The organism is Arthrobacter sp. Cza30 (genome assembly GCF_059090765.1).
In genome coordinates this window covers 336,906-355,106 of sequence record NZ_JBNHGA010000003.1, presented here as the reverse complement: position 1 = coordinate 355,106, position 18,201 = coordinate 336,906, and the positions used below count along the sequence as shown (strand labels likewise).

The following is an 18,201-nucleotide window of genomic DNA, read 5'->3' as shown; positions in this document are numbered from 1 at the left end:
CCGGACGCTCAGACGAGCAGACCTGCGGACGCCATCACGGTCGTCGGGTCGATCCTGATCACGACGCGCCGGGGATTCACCCGGGGCGGCCGGTACCGGCGCGCATACAGTTCCTCGGCGAGCCGCACCGCCTGGGCGTCCCGCTCGATCGTCGCGTGCCCGGCGATGCTGAGCCACCGCGCGCCCGCCACCTGGGCGACCGTCGCGCGTGGGTCGCGTTCGACGTTGCGCACCTTCTGGGTGCCGTCGGAGGTGATGATGCGCACCGCACCGTTGTGGACGGTGTACCCCACCGCGACGACATGGATGCCCCCGTCGCGGCCGATCGTCGACAGGGTCGCGAGGTGGTAGTCCGACACGAACTCGAGACCCGCCTCGGTCAGGGATGACAGCGTGCGCATCGACCCATTCTGTCGGGAGCGCGGGTCAGGCCGGGGTCGCCGGCGGGTACCGGCGCCGCAGGATGAGGCGCTGCACGAGCGTCCACACGACCGTCGTCGTGAGGTACAGCACCGCGGCGAGGGGCACGAACACGGCGACCACGGCCGTCGTGAAAGGCAGCGCCCCGGCGATGCCGACCATCGCCGTGCCGCCCGGTGCGGCATCGATCGTCCCCGATGCCGGCCGAAAAGCCCGGCGCGTCAGCTCGGCGACCACCACGATGAGCGCGATCGCAGCGCCGAACACGACCGCGGTGGACCACGTCGCCGTGCCCGCGCCGATCGCTGCGACGAGGCTGGTTCCGAGCGGGGCGCCGAACAGCTGTTCGCTCAGCAGCTCGTTGGCGTGCCCGGCGATGACCGGATGCAGGAAGAGCGCGTACACGAGCCCGAGAACCGGTGCCTGCACCAGCATCGGGACGCAGCCGGCGAACGGCGATGTCTTCTCGTCGGCGTACAGCTTCGCCATCTCCCGCTGCAGCCGCTCGGGATTCCTGCGGTGCCGCTGCTGCAGCTCCCGCAGGCGCGGCGCGATCCGGCTGCGCGTCTGCTCGGCCCGCGCTTGCGCGACCCCGAGGGGGATGATGGCCGCCCGCACCAGCAGCGTCACCAGGACGATGGATGCCGCGGCGGCGGCGCTGCCCGCGACCGGGGCGAGCAGCTGCGAGAGGGCGAGCAGTGCGGTGTAGGCCGCGTCGAGGAGAGCGGCGATCGGAGGGAAGGTGGACAGGTCCATGCACGGGTCCGTTCGGTGAAGTGTCGTCGGCGGCGTCTGGCCGCGAGGGCACTCGGGAACGGCCCGCGAACGGGCGATCAGAGGCTACGCGGCCGGGACCGCGAAACCTGGGGCACGTGGACGCGCGTGGCCCGCGGCATCCGGGTGGCTCTGCGAGAGGACTGTCGACACGTCGATGGCCCGCCGCGGATGCGGAGCCGCGCGTTCGGGTCCCAGCCGGATGTCGAGGACGACGGCCACGAGCGCCGTGAGCGCCAACGCCGCGATCGTCACGCCGGCGAAGGCCAGCATCCCGGGCTCCGGCACGGCTGCGGTGAGGCCGAGCACCTCGAGGAGCACACGCAGCACGACGCCGATCGACTCGAGCATCCCCTGTCACCGCCTCCCCTGGATGCCGCTCACGCTAGCACGGCGGGATGCGGCGTCCGAGGGCGCCCCGGATGTCGGCGCCGTCAGGCAGGCTGGAGGCATGACCGCCACGACCACCACCCGAGACGATGCCGTCGCGGCGCTGCGCGAGCTCGTCGGGCGCGACGACGCGGACTTCCACGAGGGGCAGTTCGAGGCGATCGAGGCGCTGGTCGAGGGGCGCCGCCGGGCGCTCGTCGTGCAGCGCACGGGGTGGGGCAAGTCCGCCGTCTACTTCGTCGCGACGCTGCTCCTTCGGCGCCGCGGCGCCGGCCCCACGGTGCTGGTCTCGCCCCTCCTGGCCCTCATGCGGGATCAGATCGCCGCCGCCCGCCGCGCCGGCGTCCGCGCTGTCGCGATCAACTCGACCAATGCGCACGAGTGGCGCGACGTGCGCGAGCAGCTCGACCGGAACGAGGTCGACGTGCTGCTGGTCTCACCCGAGCGACTCAACAACCCGTCCTTCCGCGACGACCAGCTGCCGGTGCTGATCCCGCGCATCGGGCTGCTCGTCGTCGACGAGGCGCACTGCATCAGCGACTGGGGTCACGACTTCCGCCCCGACTACCGTCGCCTCCGCGAGCTCATCGCTCGGATGCCGGCGGGCGTGCCGGTCCTGGCCACCACGGCGACGGCTAACAGCCGGGTCGTCGCGGACGTCGCCGAGCAGTTGAGCGCCGACGCTGTTGCCGACCCGGCTTCCGAGCCCGGCGGCGGGCGCGATGTGCTCACCATCCGGGGGCCGCTCGCGCGCACCTCGCTGCGCCTCGGTGTGTTGCAGCTGCCGACCGCGCCCAGCAGGCTGGCGTGGCTGGTCGGCCACCTGCGCGATCTCCCCGGTTCCGGCATCATCTACACGCTCACCGTGTCGGCCGCGACCGACATCGCACGGCTGCTGCGCGATCAGGGCTACGACGTGCGGGCCTACACCGGGCAGACGGATGCCGATGAGCGCGAGGAGTCCGAGCAGCTCCTCAAGGACAACCGCGTGAAGGCGCTCGTGGCGACCAGTGCGCTCGGCATGGGGTTCGACAAGCCCGACCTCGGCTTCGTCGTCCATGTCGGCGCGCCGTCATCGCCGGTGTCGTACTACCAGCAGGTCGGGCGCGCCGGTCGCGCGACGGCGTCGGCGGACGTGCTGCTCCTGCCCGGAGTGGAGGACCGCGACATCTGGCACTACTTCGCCACTGCGTCCATGCCCGACCGGGAGCGCGCCGAACGCGTCCTGGCGGCCCTCTCCGGATCCGGCTCGCCCATGTCGACGCCCGCCCTCGAGGCGGTCGTCGACATCCGGCGAAATCCCCTCGAGCTGCTGCTGAAGGTGCTCGATGTCGACGGTGCGGTCGCACGCGTCCAAGGCGGGTGGATCGCCACCGGTGCGCCATGGCGCTACGACGAGGAGCGGTACCGACGGATCGCGGCCGAACGCGTCGCCGAGCAGGAGCACATGCTCGAGTACGAGCGCACCTCCACGTGCCGCATGGAGTTCCTCCAGCGAGCCCTCGACGATGACACCGCGGCACCATGCGGTCGCTGCGACAACTGCGCCGGCGCCTGGTATCCGACCGGCGTCCCCGCGGACGTGGCGGAGGCAGCCGCTGCGGCCCTGGACAGCGTCGGCGTCCCCATCGAGCCGCGGCGCATGTGGCCCACCGGAGCCGACAGACTCGGCATCCCGGTGAAGGGGCGCATCGCCGTCGATGAGCAGGCGAGCGAGGGTCGCGCGCTCGCACGTCTCACCGACCTCGGGTGGGGCGGCCCGCTGCGCGAGCTGTTCGCCGCAGGCGCGGCCGATGCCCCCATGCCGCCGGACATGACGGCGGCCTGTGTGCGGGTGCTGGCGGAGTGGACATGGGAGCGCCGGCCGGAGGCCGTCGTCGCGATGCCGTCCCGGTCGAAACCGCAGCTGGTCGCATCGCTGGCGCGCGGGCTCGCCGAGATCGGCCGGCTGCCGTTCCTCGGAGAGCTGGAGCCGGTCGAAGGCGGGCCGTCCGGACAGCCGGGCGGCAACAGCGCCTTCCGCCTCGCAGGCGTGTGGAACCGATTCTCCGCGCTGCACCTCGCCGTGCCGGCCGGCCCGGTCCTTCTGGTCGACGACCTCGTCGACAGCCGCTGGACGATCACGGTGGCGGCGCGGGCGCTGCGCGCCGCCGGCGCGACGGCGGTGCTGCCCTTCGCGCTGGCGCTGCGCGGCTGACCTCCGACGCGCGGTCGCCCGGCCGCGACCTCCGCCGCGTCATGTGACCTCGTGTGTCGGCGCGTTTCGTCGTGTCGCCTCGTATGACGTCCTGCCCTTCTCCGCAGCGACATCGCGGCGTGACCATGACCCCATGTCCTCTCCGCTGATCTCGCCGCAGGAGCTCGCCGACCTCATCCGGGCGAAGCGATCGCCGCGGCTGCTCGACGTGCGCTGGCGTCTCGATCAGCCCGAGGGGCGCCCGGCGTACCTGGACGGTCATCTGCCGGGCGCGGTGTACGTCGATCTTGACCGCGAACTGGCCGAACGAGACGATCCCCGCCGCGGCCGGCACCCCCTGCCCACGCGGGAGCGGCTGCAGGATGCCGCGCGGCGGTGGGGGATCAGCGACGGCGATGTGGTCGTGGCCTATGACGACGTGCAGTCGGTGGCGGCCGCCCGCGCCTGGTGGCTGCTGACCCGCTCCGGCGTCGCGGATGTCCGCGTCCTCGACGGGGGCCTGCGCGCGTGGGTCGCCGAGCGGCTTCCGCTCGAGACGGAGGATGTGCTGCCTCGCCCCGGGAACGTCGTCCTCGACCAGCTCCAGGGCGGGGTCGTCGACATCGACGCGGCCGAGGAGTGGCCCGACCACGGTGTGCTGCTCGACGTGCGCGCACCCGAGCGGTACCGCGGCGAGTCCGATCCCGTCGATCCCGTCGCCGGTCACATCCCGGGCGCGGTCAACCTGCCCACGACGCTGCACGTGGCCGCCGGTCGCTTCCGACCCGCGGAGGAGATCCGCGCGAGGTTCGCGGCCGCCGGCGCCGCGGACGGTGTGCCGGTCGCGGCCTACTGCGGGTCGGGGATCGCCGCGACGCACACCGCGCTCGCGGCAGCGCTCGCGGGCCTCGAGGTCGCCGTGTACCCCGGGTCATGGAGCGAGTGGTCGCGCACGCGCGGGCGGCTGATCCGGCCCCGCGCCGTCGCTGGACGTCATCCCGCTCTGAGCGGACGCCGACGCGGCGCGACGGCATCTCGACTTCCTCGCCGGGATGCCTCTAGACTGGCCCGCGTGTTGACCTGTCGCTGTTGTCGCTGAGTGCCTCCGGCACGCCTCCGCGACCCCGACATCTCCCGCGCACAGCGCGGCAACACCTCAGGACCTCCCGTGCGTTACGCCCACAGCGTCGCCGACCTCGTCGGCAACACCCCTCTCGTCCAGCTCTCCCGTGTCACCGACGGCATCGCCGCCACCGTGCTCGCGAAAGTGGAGTACTTCAATCCCGGCGGGTCGGCCAAAGACCGCATCGCTCGCCGCATCATCGACGCCGCCGAGCAGCAGGGCCTGCTTAAGCCCGGCGGCACCATCGTCGAACCCACCAGCGGCAACACCGGCGTCGGCCTCGCGCTGGTGGCGCTGCAGCGCGGCTACCGCATGATCTTCGTCGTGCCGGACAAGTTCGCCGGTGAGAAGGTCGCCGTCCTCAAGGCGTACGGCGCCGAGGTCGTGGTCACCGACACCAGCGTGCCGCCCGAGGACCCGCGCTCGTACTACAGCGTGTCCGACCGCCTGGCACGGGAGATCCCCGGGGCGTTCAAGCCCGATCAGTTCGCCAACCAGAACGGGCCCCGCAGCCACTACGAGACCACCGGTCCGGAGATCTGGCGCGACACCGACGGTCGGGTCACCCACTTCGTGGCGGGCATCGGCACGGGCGGCACCATCACCGGCACGGGCCGGTACCTGCGCGAGGCATCCGGAGGAGCGGTCCGGATCGTCGGCGCGGACCCCGAGGGATCCATCTACTCCGGCGGCCCCGTGCACGGCTACCTGGTCGAGGGCGTCGGCGAGGACTTCTGGCCCGAGACGTACGACCCCGGCGTCGTCGACGAGATCCACCGGATCTCGGATGCCGACGCTTTCGCGATGACCCGTCGGCTGGCCCGCGAGGAGGGCCTTCTCGTCGGCGGGTCGAGCGGCATGGCGGTGGCCGCGGCCCTGCGCACGGCGCGGCATCTCCCCGCCGAGGCCGTCGTCGTCGTGCTCCTTCCCGACCACGGGCGCGGGTACCTGAGCAAGATCCACGACGACGACTGGATGCGGGCCCACGGCTTCGAGGTTCCCCGACCCGCAGCATCCGCCCTTCCGACTCAAGGAGACTTCGCATGAGCTCGTCCACCGATCGCGGCTTCGAGACCCGCGCCGTGCACGCCGGGCAGGCGTTCGACCCCGCCACGGGCGCCGTCATCCCGCCCGTGCACTTCTCGACCACCTACGCGCAGGACGGCATCGGGGGGCTCCGCGGCGGCTTCGAGTACGGGCGCAGCGGCAACCCCACGCGCGCGGCGCTCGAGACCCAGCTGGCGGCGCTCGAGGGCGGCGCGCATGCGCTGTCGTTCGCATCCGGACTTGCCGCCGAGGACGCACTGCTGCGTGCGGCGCTGAGCCCGGGCGACGAGGTGCTGCTCGGCAACGACGTCTACGGCGGCACCTACCGCCTGATCGCGCGCGTGCTCGGCGACTGGGGCGTGGGCGTGCGCGTGGTCGACATGAGCGATCTCGCCGCGGTGCGCGCGGCGCTCGAGGAGCGACCGGCGCGCGTGCTGTGGGTGGAGACGCCGAGCAATCCGCTGCTGCGGATCGCCGACATCGCCGGGCTCGCCGCTCTCGGCCACGACGCCGGCGCGCTGGTCGTCGTCGACAACACGTTCGCCTCGCCAGCCCTGCAGCAGCCGCTCGCTCACGGCGCCGATGTCGTGGTGCACTCGACGACCAAGTACCTCGGCGGGCACTCCGACGTGGTCGGCGGCGCTCTGGTGCTGAACGACGACGCGCTGTACGAGAAGGCGAAGTTCCTGCAGTTCGCCGTGGGCGCCGTCTCGGGCCCGCTGGACGCGTGGCTGACCACGCGCGGCATCAAGACCCTCGCACTGCGCATGCAGCGGCACAGCGAGAACGCGCAGCGGATCGCGCAGTTCCTCGTGGCGCATCCGGCTGTGCAGCGCGTGTACTACCCCGGGCTGCCGACGCATCCCGGGCACGAGCTCGCGGCGCGCCAGATGAGCGGGTTCGGCGGCATCGTCTCGGTCGCGCTCGCGGATGCCCCGGCCGCGCGTCGCTTCGCGGAGTCGACGCGGCTGTTCCAGCTGGCCGAGTCGCTCGGCGGTGTGGAGTCGCTCATGAACTATCCCGATGAGATGACGCACGCGTCGGTGAGGGGGACGGAGCTCGCGGTGCCGGCCGAGGTCGTGCGCCTCTCAGTGGGGATCGAAACCGCCGACGACCTGATCGCCGACCTCGACGAGGCGCTCGCCTCGCTCTGAGCGTGGATGCCGCCTCTCGGCTGAGGCGGGCGGACGATGCGCCGGCCGTCGCGACGCGCCCGGGCGCCCTGCTTCGTGGGGCGTTCGCGCCGTAGCGGCGGCGATATGCTCCTCCCATGGGCCGGTTCATCTACGACACCTCGGGGAACTCGATCGACATCGACGATCGCACGCTCGCGCACCTGAGGATCGTGATGATGAACAAGCTGCGTCGCTCCGAGCCGTTCATGTTCGACGTCGAGGTCGGCGACGGCAGCGGTCGTCGCAGCTTCTGGATCCATCCCGCCGTGCCGCTGCAGTTCCACTTCTTCGGAAGCCGTCAGCCGCGGATCAACCGCCTGTGGATCGAAGAGCTCATGCTCGCCGCGAGCGGGCCGGCCGGGCTGAGCGTCATTCCTGAGCCGATGGAGGACCAGCGCCCCGAGACCGACGAGAACGCGTCCGCCTGACGGACGTCCACCGCCGCCGCCGTCGCCAGGTCTACGGGATCACCGCTCCGGTGGCCTCGGCATCCGACGCGACGGTCGAGACCGGACCGGTCTGCGTCTGCTCGGACACGAGCATGATGCCGCCCGTCGAACTCGCGGAGTTCGCCAGCTCCTCGATCCAGGAGCGGCTCAGCGGCGGAGCCTCCGGCTCTTCGAAGACGAAGCGCAGCGGAATCGACGGATGCAGCCAGATGGTGCTGCGGCCGGCTGGCTGATCGTCGGGGTGGCGCCAGGACACCGTGAAACTCTCGCCCCGGCGCAGCTTCGTGGCGATCACAACCTTCAGGTGTGCGAGGGTGCGGTCGTCGATGTGTATCGGCATCGCCGAGCCGCCGTAATAGATCGTGCCCACGGGGCTCACCATAGCCTCCCGGGGTGCCGCGCGTCAGAGGCGCGTCCATGCCTCCGTCAGGACGCCGCGAAGGATCTGCTCGATCTCGTCGAACTCCGCCGGCCCGATGGTCAGCGGCGGGGCGAGCTGGATCACCGGGTCTCCGCGGTCGTCGGCTCGGCAGTAGAGTCCGGCGTCGAACAGGGCCTTCGACAGGAAGCCCCGCAGCAGCCGCTCGGACTCGTCGTCGTCGAAGGTCTCCTTCGTGGCCTTGTCCTTCACGAGCTCGATGCCGAAGAAGTAGCCATCGCCACGCACGTCGCCGACGATGGGCAGGTCGGTGAGCTTCTCGAGCGTCGACCGGAAGACGGGGGAGTACTCCCGCACCCGCTCGTTGAGGCCCTCCTCCTCGAAGATGTCGAGGTTCTCCATCGCCACCGCCGCCGAGACGGGATGACCGCCGAACGTGTACCCGTGGTAGAAGGCGCGGTCGCCGTGTGCGAACGGCTCGTAGATGCGGTCGCTCACGATGGTCGCGCCGATCGGGGAGTAGCCGCTGGTCATCGCCTTCGCGCACGTGATCATGTCGGGCACGTACCCGTAGGCGTCGCACGCGAACATGTGGCCGACGCGGCCGAAGGCGCAGATCACCTCATCCGAGACCAGCAGGACGTCGTACCGGTCGCAGATCTCCCGCACGCGCTGGAAGTACCCCGGAGGCGGCGGGAAGCAGCCTCCCGAGTTCTGCACCGGCTCGAGGAACACGGCGGCGACCGTGTCGGGGCCCTCGAAGAGGATCATCTCCTCGATGCGGTCGGCAGCCCACACGCCGAAGGCCTCGAGGTCGTCGGCAGGCGCCCCCATGTCGGCAGCGCGGTAGAAGTTCGTGTTGGGCACGCGGAAGCCGCCCGGCGTGACGGGCTCGAACATGGCCTTCATGGCCGGGATGCCGGTGATGGCGAGGGCGCCCTGCGGGGTGCCGTGGTAGGCGATCGACCGCGAGATGACCTTGTGCTTGGTGGGCTTGCCCTGGATCTTCCAGTAGTACTTCGCCAGCTTGAACGCGGTCTCGACCGCCTCACCGCCGCCGGTGGAGAAGAAGACCTTGTTCAGGTCGCCGGGCGCATAGTCCGCCAGCCGGTCGGCGAGCTCGATCGCCGCCGGATGCGCATACGACCAGATGGGGAAGAACGCCAGCTCCTCGGCCTGCTTGGCCGCGACCTCGGCGAGGCGCTTGCGGCCGTGACCCGCGGCGACCACGAACAGGCCCGCGAGCCCGTCGATGTAGCGCTTGCCCCGGGAGTCCCAGATGTGATGTCCCTCGCCCTTGACGATGATGGGCACGCCCGGTCCATCGGTCATCACGGACTGGCGGGCGAAGTGCATCCAGAGGTGGTCCTTCGCCATCTGCTGCAGCTCGGCGTCGCTGCGGGACGGGCGTCGGGTAACGGATTGCGCGGTGGTGGACATGAGAGGCCTTCCGTCGAGACTCCTCTCGACGATACTCGCGGGCTGAAAGCGGGGCCATGACGGTTCGTCCGGTTCCTGCGTCGGATGCGGCGGACCGTCCGCGGTCCGTCAGGACCTGTCGGCGGCGCGGCCGGCGCCTGCGGGGTCTCGCAGCAGATCGGCGAAGGCGACCTCGGCTGCTCCGATGAGGAGCCGATCCTCGGCCAGCGAGGCCACGCGGATGTCCAGCCCCTCCATGTTCGCCGGCATCGCCTGCGCACCGACGGCCGCGACGAGCTCGTCCCGGTCCTGCGAGGCCAGTGTCGCCAGGAAGCCGCCGAGGACCACCACCGAGGGGTTCAGCACGTTGACGGCGTTCGCGAGCGCTGTCGCGAGGATTCGCCGCTGACGCGACACCTCCGCCTGGACTGCGGCATCCCGGCGCCCCGCGAGCGCGTCCGCGAGCGTCGGCTCGTCCGCCGTCGCGAGCCCGACTGCCTCCAGAAGGCGCGCGCGGCTCACCTCGTCCTCGAGCACGCCGCCGTCGGCGCGACGGTCGGTCTCGGCCGCGATGCCGGGACGGTTCTGGCCGAACTCTCCCGCGTATCCGCCGGCACCGGACACCGGCATCCCGTGCACGATGAGCCCGCCGCCGATGCCGCTCGCGCCGCCGTTGAGATAGACGACGTCATCGACGCCGCACGCGGCGCCGTACAGGTGCTCGGCGAGAGCGCCCAGGGTCGCGTCATTGCCGACGACCGTGGGAAGCCCCGTCGCCTGTGCCACGAGGTCCGACAGCGGCACGTTCAGCCAGTGCAGATGCGGCGCGTTGCGCACGCGCCCGTCGGAGGCTCGGACGAGGCCCGGCACGGCGAGGCCGACGGCGACGATGCGGGACTGCGCCAGCGGCCCCTCCCGCCACGCCGCGACACGGTCGGCGACCAGCCGCGCCGTCTCTTCGGGGGTCAGCAGATGATCGACGTCCAGCCGTTCGCGAGCCGGGATGCCGCGGCCCAGGCCCACCGCCGCGATCTCGAGCGCGTCGACCTCGGGGTTCACGGCGATCGCCATGACGTCGTCCCGGACGGCGACGACGGGCGAGGGCCTGCCGACGCGCCCTGCCGCGTCGGGTGCGCGTTCCTCGACGAGGCCCAGACTGACCAGCTCCGACACGAGATCGCCGACCGTCGAGCGGTTCAGCCCGGTGTTCTCGGTGAGCGCCGCGCGGGAGAGGGGACCGCCCAGGCGCACCAGTCGCAGCAGCCGGGCGAGGTTGCGCTGGCGCACGCCCTCCGTGGCGACGGATGCTTCTGTCACCCGACTCACTGTAAGGCCGTGGTGTCGCCGTTCAGCGCCTCGTCGAGGTGGCATCGACACCTGCGATGGTGCTCGGACGCACGCCGTTGTTGCCGTGGAATGCGGGCTCGGGGGTTGTGCGATCGCGATCCGTTGACGAGGATGGAGCGGGAAAGCGGTTGCCCAGTGTCGGTCGGCGCACTGGGAGCCGGATCCCCCATCACTCGAAGGAGAGTGCGAAGTGCGAACGACATGGCGGAGACTGCTCCCGCTGACCGTGGCGCTGAGCGTCGTCCTGCCGATGGCCGGTGTCGCTCCGGCCATGGCGGCCGGGCCGGTGCCCGCGGCGGCGGAGAACCCCGGAGATCTGCGTCCGATGGAGTATCTGACGCGCGGCCTGGTGGCGGCGCAGACGGCGGGCGGCGTGTTCCTCAGCTGGCGCTTCCTCGGCGATGAGCCGGACGGCCTCGCGTGGAACGTGTACCGCAAGGACGGCGATGCCGGCTTCACGAAGATCGCGACCATCGAGCCGCGCGACGTGCAGCCCGAGAGCGACTACGACACGAACCCCGGCGTCGTCAAGGAGGACGTCACGCCCTCCAACTACACCGATCCCGACGGCACGGTCGCCAGCGTGTACGAGGTGGCGCCCGTGGTCGACGGCGTCGAAGGCGCCCGGCAGGGCATGAGCGTGCCGATGCTGTCGAGCCTCGCCGGACAGGCGGGCCAGGCCGATCGCGGCGCGGTGCACTACATCCCGCTCAAGCCGGCACCGGCTCCGGTGCCCCTGGCTCACTTCACCTATCGCGGCCACCGGTTCGGCCCCGGGACCAGTCTGAACCCCGCCGACATGGTGGTCCCGGGCACGGGCGGCCAGCACTGGTACGTCGTCGACATGAACCTGCTCCGGGCGTTCCGCGAGCCGCACGATGCCAAGACGCCGGTGACCGCGGAACAGCTGAACGGCTGGGTGGAGCAGCTCAACGCGTACAACGGCGAGAGCTGGCAGCCCAGCGCCGCCCTCGGCGCGGACGGCATCATCGGCGATGCGCTGTACGCCGAACTGGAGGCGAAGTTCATCCAGTACGTCGAGCAGCTCGACAGCGGCACGCGACTGCCGTACGCCAAGACGGATGCCGGCGCCATTCACACCTCGCAGAGCGCGCCGTACTCCACGCACGACATGACCGTCGGCGACTTCGACGGCGACGGCGAGTACGAGATCGTCGTCAAGTGGCGCAGCACCCAGCAGGACCCGATGTACTCCGAGCCGATCTTCGGCGGCAGCAACACCACGACCGCTCCGGAGTACGTGGACGTCTACAAGCAGGACGGAACCCTGCTCTTCCGCGTCGACATGGGATACAACGTCCGAGCGGCCAACGACCACGAGACGACGCTGTTCGCCGAGGACTTCGACGGCGACGGCACGTCCGAGCTCATGCTGAAGACCGCGCTGGGCACCCGCATCGGCAACTGGGACGAGGCATCCCAATCGGTGGTCTACCCCGACTCCGGTGTCGTCGGGGGCGAGGACGGGCTCAACGCCACGACCGACAGGTTCAAGGAGTACTTCTCCACAGGCGACGAGCAGGCGCTCGACACCTACTGGTCGCTCCTGAACAGCTTCACCATCTCCTACCGCAGCCCGACCGTCGGCGGCGGCAACGACGGGCCGAACGACCCCGCGCTCAAGCGCTGGATCAAGACGTACCACGTCGGTCCGATCGGTCCCGCCAAGGATGACCAGGAGTTCTTCTCGGCCTTCGAATGGGATGCCGAAGCCGGCAAGGGCGTGCTCGTGGACAGCGAGCGGTACCCGCACACCTACCAGGGCAGCGTCGACGGTGAGAACTGGGCGATGACGCCGGCCACCCAGCGCGGCAACTACTCGTACCTGGCCTTCCCCGGTCCGGGAGCGGGCACCTCGGCGAGCGACTACAAAGCCCAGATCATGGCCGAGTCCGAGGCGTACTGGCTCGAGAACCCGTGGAAGGCCGCCTCGTACGGCGACGCCCAGGGCAACCGGGCGAACCGCTACGTCGGAGTCGTGGCGGCGCTGGACGGCGTGAACAAGTACGCCGTGTCGCAGCGCGGCTACTATCACCGCACGACGCTCGCCGCGTTCAACATCGTCGACGGCGAGGTCAATCTGCAGGCGACGTTCGACTCCGCCGATCCGGAGTACTGGTCGCTCGGCGGCGAGGCGTACGACTACCAGAACCGCGGGAACCACGACACCAAGTCCGCCGACCTCGACGGCGACGGCTGGGACGAGGTCGTGATGAAGGCCATGGTGCTGGGCCTGAACGCCGACAGGACGAAGATCCTGCCGAAGGTGCTCAACGGCGACGTCATGCCGACGATCGAGGGCCTGAACGGGGTGCCGCCGGTCGCCGGCCAGTTCCAGTTCGCCACGGATGAGGTGCGCAACAACCCGCTGAACGTCTGGGCGCCGCTGCGTCACGGCGACCGGGGCGCGCTGCTGCCGGTCGACAAGGACGACAACATCCGGGAATGGTCGGGCATGGAGGAGCACCTCCTCGACGACATGAGGACCGGGCACCATCTCGGGTGGATCCCCGGCCCCGCCGGCTACGACCCCATGAAGGGGAAGCGGCTCGACGAGAACGGCGAGGTCGTGCACGAGAACTCGCTCATCTTCGGGGTGTACGCCGGAAGCGACGACGAGGGCAGCGTGGCGGGGAACTTCTCGAACCGCTGGCCCGGCGCCCAGGCCGGCTCCGCCGGTGCGACCAGGGAGGTGCGCAGCATGGTCACCGGTGAGATCCTCACCACCACCGCGACCTCGCGGGGCATCGCACAGGGACAGAACGCGATCTGGTTCGGCGGCGGGCTCACGCACATGGGCGTCAACGGAGCGACGATCAACAGCATCGACGACCTCACGTTCGCCGCCACTGCCTACCTCGCGACCGGACTGACCTCGACCGGGAACAAGAGCACGCCGACGCTCAAGGCCGACATGTTCGGCGACTGGCGCGAGGAGCTGATCCTCCGTGCCAGCGGCAACCGCCTGGGCATCGTCACGACGCTGGCACCGACCGAGTACGGCATCCGTACGCTGATGCACGACCCGATGTACCGCAACGGCGTCGCCAACAAGAACAACGGCTACGACCAGGTCGGGTTTGCCGGCTTCTACCTCGGCGACGAGGCGGAGCTGCCGTCGCAGCGGACGGACATCGCGGTGCCGACGATCCACGCCTCGGAGGTCGAGGTGTCCGTGCCGCGGACGGAGCTCGTCTCCGCCCAGAAGCTGCCGGTCACGGTCGAAGTGACGGCGCCGCTTCCCGTCGAGGGCGCGACGGTGCAGCTGCTGCTGGACGGCGAGCCCGTCGGCGAGCCGGTCGCACTGGACCGCAGAGGCATCGCGAAGGCCCACGTGGGTCCGCTCGAGCCAGGGACGCACCAGCTGACGGCGGAGTTCGCGGGCATCCCACGGCAGGGAGCCGGTGCGGACGGAGTCGCTCCTTCGGTGAGCGAGCCGGTGAGCCTCACCGTGCGCAAGGTCGGGCGCGACAGGTGACGACGCGGCGGGGCGGGTCGGCTTCGCCGGCCCGCCCCGCCGCCATGCGCCCGGCGGGCGGCGCGAGTCAGGCCGCGAGCGGTGCGGTGCTGCCCCGCACGACGAGATGGGTCGCGAGATCCATGCGCAGCGTCTCGACGGTCGCACCATCGGCCAGTCGCAGCGCGAGGCGCGTCGCCTCCTCGCCCATGCGCCGCAGCGGCTGATGCACCGTCGTCAACTGCGGGCTCATCCAGCGTGCGAGCGCGATGTCGTCATAGCCGACCACCGACAGGTCGTCGGGCACGCGCAGCCCCATCGCCGATCCCGCGGCGATCGCGCCGAGCGCCTGCAGGTCGCTGCCGGCGAAGATGGCGGTCGGCGGATCGGGGAGGGCGAGCAGGTCGCGGGCGTGCCGTTCCCCGCCGCCGGGGTGGAAGTCCCCGAACCGGATGAGCTCCGCGTCGATCGGCAGGCCGGCCGCATTCATCGCCGATCGGTAGCCGTCCACGCGGGCGAGCGAGCACATCATGTCCTCGGGACCCGTGATCGCCGCGATGCGCCGGTGGCCCAGTTCGATGAGGTGCCGCGTCGCCATGAGGCCGCCCGACCAGTTCGCCGATCCGACCGAGGGGACGTCCGGGGACGGGTCGCCGGCCGGGTCGACGATCACGAACGGGATGCCGCGAGACAGGAGCTTCTCGCGGTGCCGCTCCTCGATGTCGCTGAAGACGAGGATGACCCCGACCGGCCGTCGACGCAGCACACCGTCGATCCAGTCCGCGGAGGGCGCGTGACGGTCCCCGCTGACGGTGAGGACGACCGAGAGCCCGGCGCCGTGCGCGACGTCCTCGACCCCCTCGATGACCTCCATCGACCAGCTCGGCTCCAGCTCGTGGAACACCAGCTCGACGAACTCCCGGCGCTGCTTCGCACTGCGCCGGGTGTAGCCGTGGCGGGCCAGGTGCTCCTCCAGCCGCGCGCGTGTCTCGGGCGAGACATCCGTCCGTCCGTTGAGCACTTTCGACATCGTCGCGAGTGACACGCCGGCCTCGGCGGCGATCGCCGCGAGCGTGACACGAGGCTGGTCCGTCATGACTCGATGCTAGCCCTCGAAAGTATCGCGCGGTTGGTGCGGAACTTGCGAGGCTCCGATGCCGATCGGCTGGACGGAGCATCCCTCGTGGTATAGGTTGTCGTAGACAACAATTGGTTCATCGTCGAACAGGAGCGTCATGCCCACCCCCACCCGCGCCGACAAGTTCTCGTTCGGCCTCTGGACCATCGGCTACAACGGCACCGACCCGTTCGGCGGCCCCACCCGTCCCGCGCTCGACGTCGTCCACGCCGTCGAGAAGCTGACCGAGCTCGGCGCCTACGGCCTGACGTTCCACGATGACGACCTGTTCGCGTTCGGATCGACCGACGCCGAGCGTCAGACGCAGATCGACCGTCTCAAGGGGGCGCTCGAGGCCACGGGCCTGGTGGTGCCGATGGTGACCACGAACCTCTTCTCGGCACCGGTCTTCAAAGACGGCGGCTTCACCTCGAACGACCGTCAGGTCCGCCGCTTCGCGCTGCGCAAGGTGTTCCGGCAGCTCGACCTCGGTGCCGAGCTGGGGGCGAAGACCTTCGTGATGTGGGGTGGGCGCGAGGGCGCCGAGTACGACGCGGCCAAGGACGTCCGGGCGGCGCTGGAGCGGTACCGCGAGGCGGTGAACCTGCTGGCGCAGTACGTGATCGACAAGGGCTACGACATCCGCTTCGCGATCGAGCCGAAGCCCAACGAGCCCCGCGGCGACATCCTGCTCCCCACGCTCGGCCACGCGATCGCGTTCATCGACTCCCTCGAGCACCCGGAGCTCGTGGGCCTGAACCCCGAGGTCGGCCACGAGCAGATGGCGGGCCTGAACTTCGCCGCCGGCATCGCGCAGGCGCTGTACCACGGCAAGCTCTTCCACATCGACCTCAACGGTCAGCGCGGCATCAAGTACGACCAGGACCTGGTGTTCGGCCACGGCGACCTGCACAACGCCTTCGCCCTGGTCGACCTGCTCGAGAACGGCGGCCCCGGCGGCGTCCCGGCGTACGACGGCCCCCGCCACTTCGACTACAAGCCCTCACGCACCGAGGACGAGACCGGCGTCTGGGAGTCGGCGGCGGCCAACATGCGCACCTACCTCCTGCTCAAGGAGCGCGCCGCGGCCTTCCGTGCCGATCCCGAGGTGCAGGAGGCGCTCGCCGCCGCGAAGGTGGACGAGCTGTCGACGCCGACGCTGAACCCGGGCGAGACGTACGAGGACTTCCTCGCCGATCGCTCGGCGTACGAGGAGTTCGACGCCGGGGCGTACCTCGGCGGCAAGGGCTTCGGCTTCGTCCGGCTGCAGCAGCTGGCGACCGAGCACCTGCTCGGCGCGCGCGGCTGACCCCACGTCCGGCTGGCGGCACAGCCCCGGTTCCGACCGCGAGACAGCATCGGGGCGCCGAGACAGCACCCTCGCGAACGCGGTCTCGGCGCTCCACTGCAGTCTCGCGAGAATCGACGGTGGCGGAGGGACATGGGGAGAGGCAGATCGAAAGGGGTGGGGATGGTGCTGGTGATGGGGGTCGACTCGTCGACCCAGTCGTGCAAGGTCGTGGTCACGGATGCTTCGACCGGGGCGGTCGTCCGCGAGGGGCGGGCGCCGCACCCCGAGGGCACCGCCGTGGATCCCGAGGCCTGGTGGACGGCCCTTGAGGGCGCGATCGCCGACGCCGGCGGGCTGAGCGGCGTCGAGGCCTGGGCGATCGGCGGGCAGCAGCACGGCATGGTCGTGCTCGACGGGGAGGGGCGCGTGATCCGCGACGCCCTGCTGTGGAACGACACCCGATCCGCCGACGCCGCCGCCGACCTCATCCGCGAGTTCGGCGCGGATGCGCTCGCACAGCGCACCGGACTGGTCCCCGTGGCATCCTTCACCATCACCAAGCTGCGCTGGCTGCGCGACCACGAGCCCGACAACGCCGCTCGCGTCGCAGCCGTCGCCCTGCCGCACGACTGGCTGACCTGGCGCCTGCGCGGTTTCGGCCCGGCGGGGAAGTCCTCCCGGGGACCCGTGCTCGAGGAGCTGGTGACGGACCGATCGGATGCCTCCGGCACGGGCTACTGGAGCCCCGAGACGGGCGATTACGACCGCGAGCTGCTCGTGGCCGCGCTCGGGCGGGATGCGATCCTGCCCCGGGTGCTGGGACCCGCCGACTGGGTGACGGATGCCGACGGCCGGCGTGTCGGCGGCGGCGCGGGCGACAACGCCGGCGCGGCGCTGGGCCTGGGCGCGGGGCCCGGGGACGTCGTGGTCTCGATCGGCACGAGCGGCACGGTGTTCGCGGTGAGCGAGGAGCGCACGATCGACCCGACCGGGACGGTGGCGGGTTTCGCGGACTGCACGGGGCGGTTCCTCCCCCTGGTCGCGACCCTCAACGCGGCGCGGGTCCTGGATGCCGTCGCCCGCGTGCTGGGCGTCGACCATGCCGAGCTGAGCCGGCTCGCCCTCGCCGCTCAGCCCGGTGCGGGCGGGCTGAGGCTGGTGCCGTACTTCGAGGGGGAGCGCACACCGAACCTGCCCGACGCGACCGCGTCGCTGACGGGCATGACGCTGGCCTCCACGACGCGCGAGAACCTCGCGCGCGCCGCGGTGGAGGGCATGCTGTCGGGGCTCGCCGCGGGTCTGGAGGCCCTGCGGGGACTGGGCGTCCCACTCGATCGTGCGCTGCTGGTGGGCGGCGGTGCGCAGTCCGAGGCGGTGCGGACCATCGCGCCGCTGGTGCTCGGCCTTCCCGTCGAGGTGCCTGCGCCGGGGGAGTACGTGGCGCTCGGGGCCGCTCGGCAGGCGGCATCCGTCCTCGCCGCCTGACGACACGCTGCGTCGGCGGCCCGTCGACTCGGCGGATGGTGCGCCCCACGTTCATATCTCAGGCTGTGCGGCCCGAGCCGGCCGGTTCCGGCCGCGACAGCGGCTTTCTGCCTGAGTCATGCGCACTCGCA

At 71.1% G+C, this 18,201-nt stretch carries 15 protein-coding genes; 8 read left to right on the top strand and 7 right to left on the bottom strand.

Annotated features, from left to right (window positions below; genetic code table 11):
* Positions 1-8: 8 nt before the first annotated feature.
* The 3 genes from AC5RVZ_RS11220 to AC5RVZ_RS11210 form a co-directional block, all read right to left on the bottom strand.
* Positions 9-401: a pyridoxamine 5'-phosphate oxidase family protein gene (locus AC5RVZ_RS11220; RefSeq protein WP_494065833.1), complete on the bottom strand. Its 393-nt coding sequence runs from the start codon at positions 399-401 to the stop codon at positions 9-11.
* A 25-nt stretch (positions 402-426) separates the two neighbouring features.
* Positions 427-1,176, bottom strand: a complete 750-nt coding sequence (locus AC5RVZ_RS11215) for a YidC/Oxa1 family membrane protein insertase (protein ID WP_494065832.1) — start codon at positions 1,174-1,176, stop codon at positions 427-429.
* An 84-nt stretch (positions 1,177-1,260) separates the two neighbouring features.
* Positions 1,261-1,545 (bottom strand): DUF6412 domain-containing protein, encoded by a 285-nt coding sequence (locus AC5RVZ_RS11210; RefSeq protein ID WP_494065831.1) that lies wholly within the window; start codon positions 1,543-1,545, stop codon positions 1,261-1,263.
* Positions 1,546-1,645: 100 nt separating this feature from the next.
* Between AC5RVZ_RS11210 and AC5RVZ_RS11205 the strand changes: the two genes are divergently transcribed.
* From AC5RVZ_RS11205 to AC5RVZ_RS11185, 5 genes are all read left to right on the top strand, one after another.
* Complete coding sequence (locus AC5RVZ_RS11205; RefSeq protein ID WP_494065830.1) at positions 1,646-3,781, top strand: RecQ family ATP-dependent DNA helicase; 2,136 nt, start codon at positions 1,646-1,648, stop codon at positions 3,779-3,781.
* Between the two features lie 133 nt (positions 3,782-3,914).
* Entirely contained in the window at positions 3,915-4,859 is a 945-nt protein-coding gene (locus tag AC5RVZ_RS11200) for a sulfurtransferase (RefSeq protein WP_494065829.1), read from the top strand.
* A 69-nt stretch (positions 4,860-4,928) separates the two neighbouring features.
* Positions 4,929-5,930 (top strand): PLP-dependent cysteine synthase family protein, encoded by a 1,002-nt coding sequence (locus AC5RVZ_RS11195; RefSeq protein ID WP_494065828.1) that lies wholly within the window; start codon positions 4,929-4,931, stop codon positions 5,928-5,930.
* On the top strand, positions 5,927-7,084 hold the full coding sequence (locus AC5RVZ_RS11190) for a cystathionine gamma-synthase (RefSeq protein WP_494065827.1): 1,158 nt from the start codon (positions 5,927-5,929) through the stop codon (positions 7,082-7,084). The genes AC5RVZ_RS11195 and AC5RVZ_RS11190 overlap by 4 nt, the downstream gene beginning before the upstream one ends.
* Before the next feature lie 116 nt (positions 7,085-7,200).
* Positions 7,201-7,533 carry a DUF7882 family protein gene (locus AC5RVZ_RS11185; protein ID WP_494065826.1) on the top strand — a complete coding sequence of 111 codons (333 nt, stop codon included), beginning with the start codon at positions 7,201-7,203 and terminating at the stop codon, positions 7,531-7,533.
* Between the two features lie 31 nt (positions 7,534-7,564).
* Here AC5RVZ_RS11185 and AC5RVZ_RS11180 read toward each other — a convergent pair whose 3' ends face one another.
* From AC5RVZ_RS11180 to AC5RVZ_RS11170, 3 genes are all read right to left on the bottom strand, one after another.
* On the bottom strand, positions 7,565-7,924 hold the full coding sequence (locus tag AC5RVZ_RS11180; RefSeq protein WP_494065825.1) for a DUF7882 family protein: 360 nt from the start codon (positions 7,922-7,924) through the stop codon (positions 7,565-7,567).
* A gap of 33 nt (positions 7,925-7,957) precedes the next feature.
* On the bottom strand, positions 7,958-9,373 hold the full coding sequence (locus tag AC5RVZ_RS11175; RefSeq protein WP_494065824.1) for an aspartate aminotransferase family protein: 1,416 nt from the start codon (positions 9,371-9,373) through the stop codon (positions 7,958-7,960).
* A 108-nt stretch (positions 9,374-9,481) separates the two neighbouring features.
* A complete protein-coding gene (locus AC5RVZ_RS11170) occupies positions 9,482-10,669 on the bottom strand; it encodes an ROK family transcriptional regulator (protein WP_494065823.1) in 1,188 nt (395 codons plus the stop codon).
* A 220-nt stretch (positions 10,670-10,889) separates the two neighbouring features.
* Between AC5RVZ_RS11170 and AC5RVZ_RS11165 the strand changes: the two genes are divergently transcribed.
* A complete protein-coding gene (locus tag AC5RVZ_RS11165; protein ID WP_494065822.1) occupies positions 10,890-14,198 on the top strand; it encodes a rhamnogalacturonan lyase family protein in 3,309 nt (1,102 codons plus the stop codon).
* A gap of 67 nt (positions 14,199-14,265) precedes the next feature.
* On the opposite strand, the gene AC5RVZ_RS11160 is transcribed toward AC5RVZ_RS11165, so the two are convergent.
* Entirely contained in the window at positions 14,266-15,273 is a 1,008-nt protein-coding gene (locus AC5RVZ_RS11160) for a LacI family DNA-binding transcriptional regulator (RefSeq protein ID WP_494065821.1), read from the bottom strand.
* Between the two features lie 139 nt (positions 15,274-15,412).
* Here AC5RVZ_RS11160 and xylA point away from each other — a divergent pair, with 139 nt between their 5' ends.
* Positions 15,413-16,603: a xylose isomerase gene (gene xylA / locus AC5RVZ_RS11155; protein WP_494065820.1), complete on the top strand. Its 1,191-nt coding sequence runs from the start codon at positions 15,413-15,415 to the stop codon at positions 16,601-16,603.
* Positions 16,604-16,765: 162 nt separating this feature from the next.
* Positions 16,766-18,070 carry a xylulokinase gene (xylB, locus tag AC5RVZ_RS11150; RefSeq protein WP_494065819.1) on the top strand — a complete coding sequence of 435 codons (1,305 nt, stop codon included), beginning with the start codon at positions 16,766-16,768 and terminating at the stop codon, positions 18,068-18,070.
* Positions 18,071-18,201 lie beyond the last annotated feature (131 nt).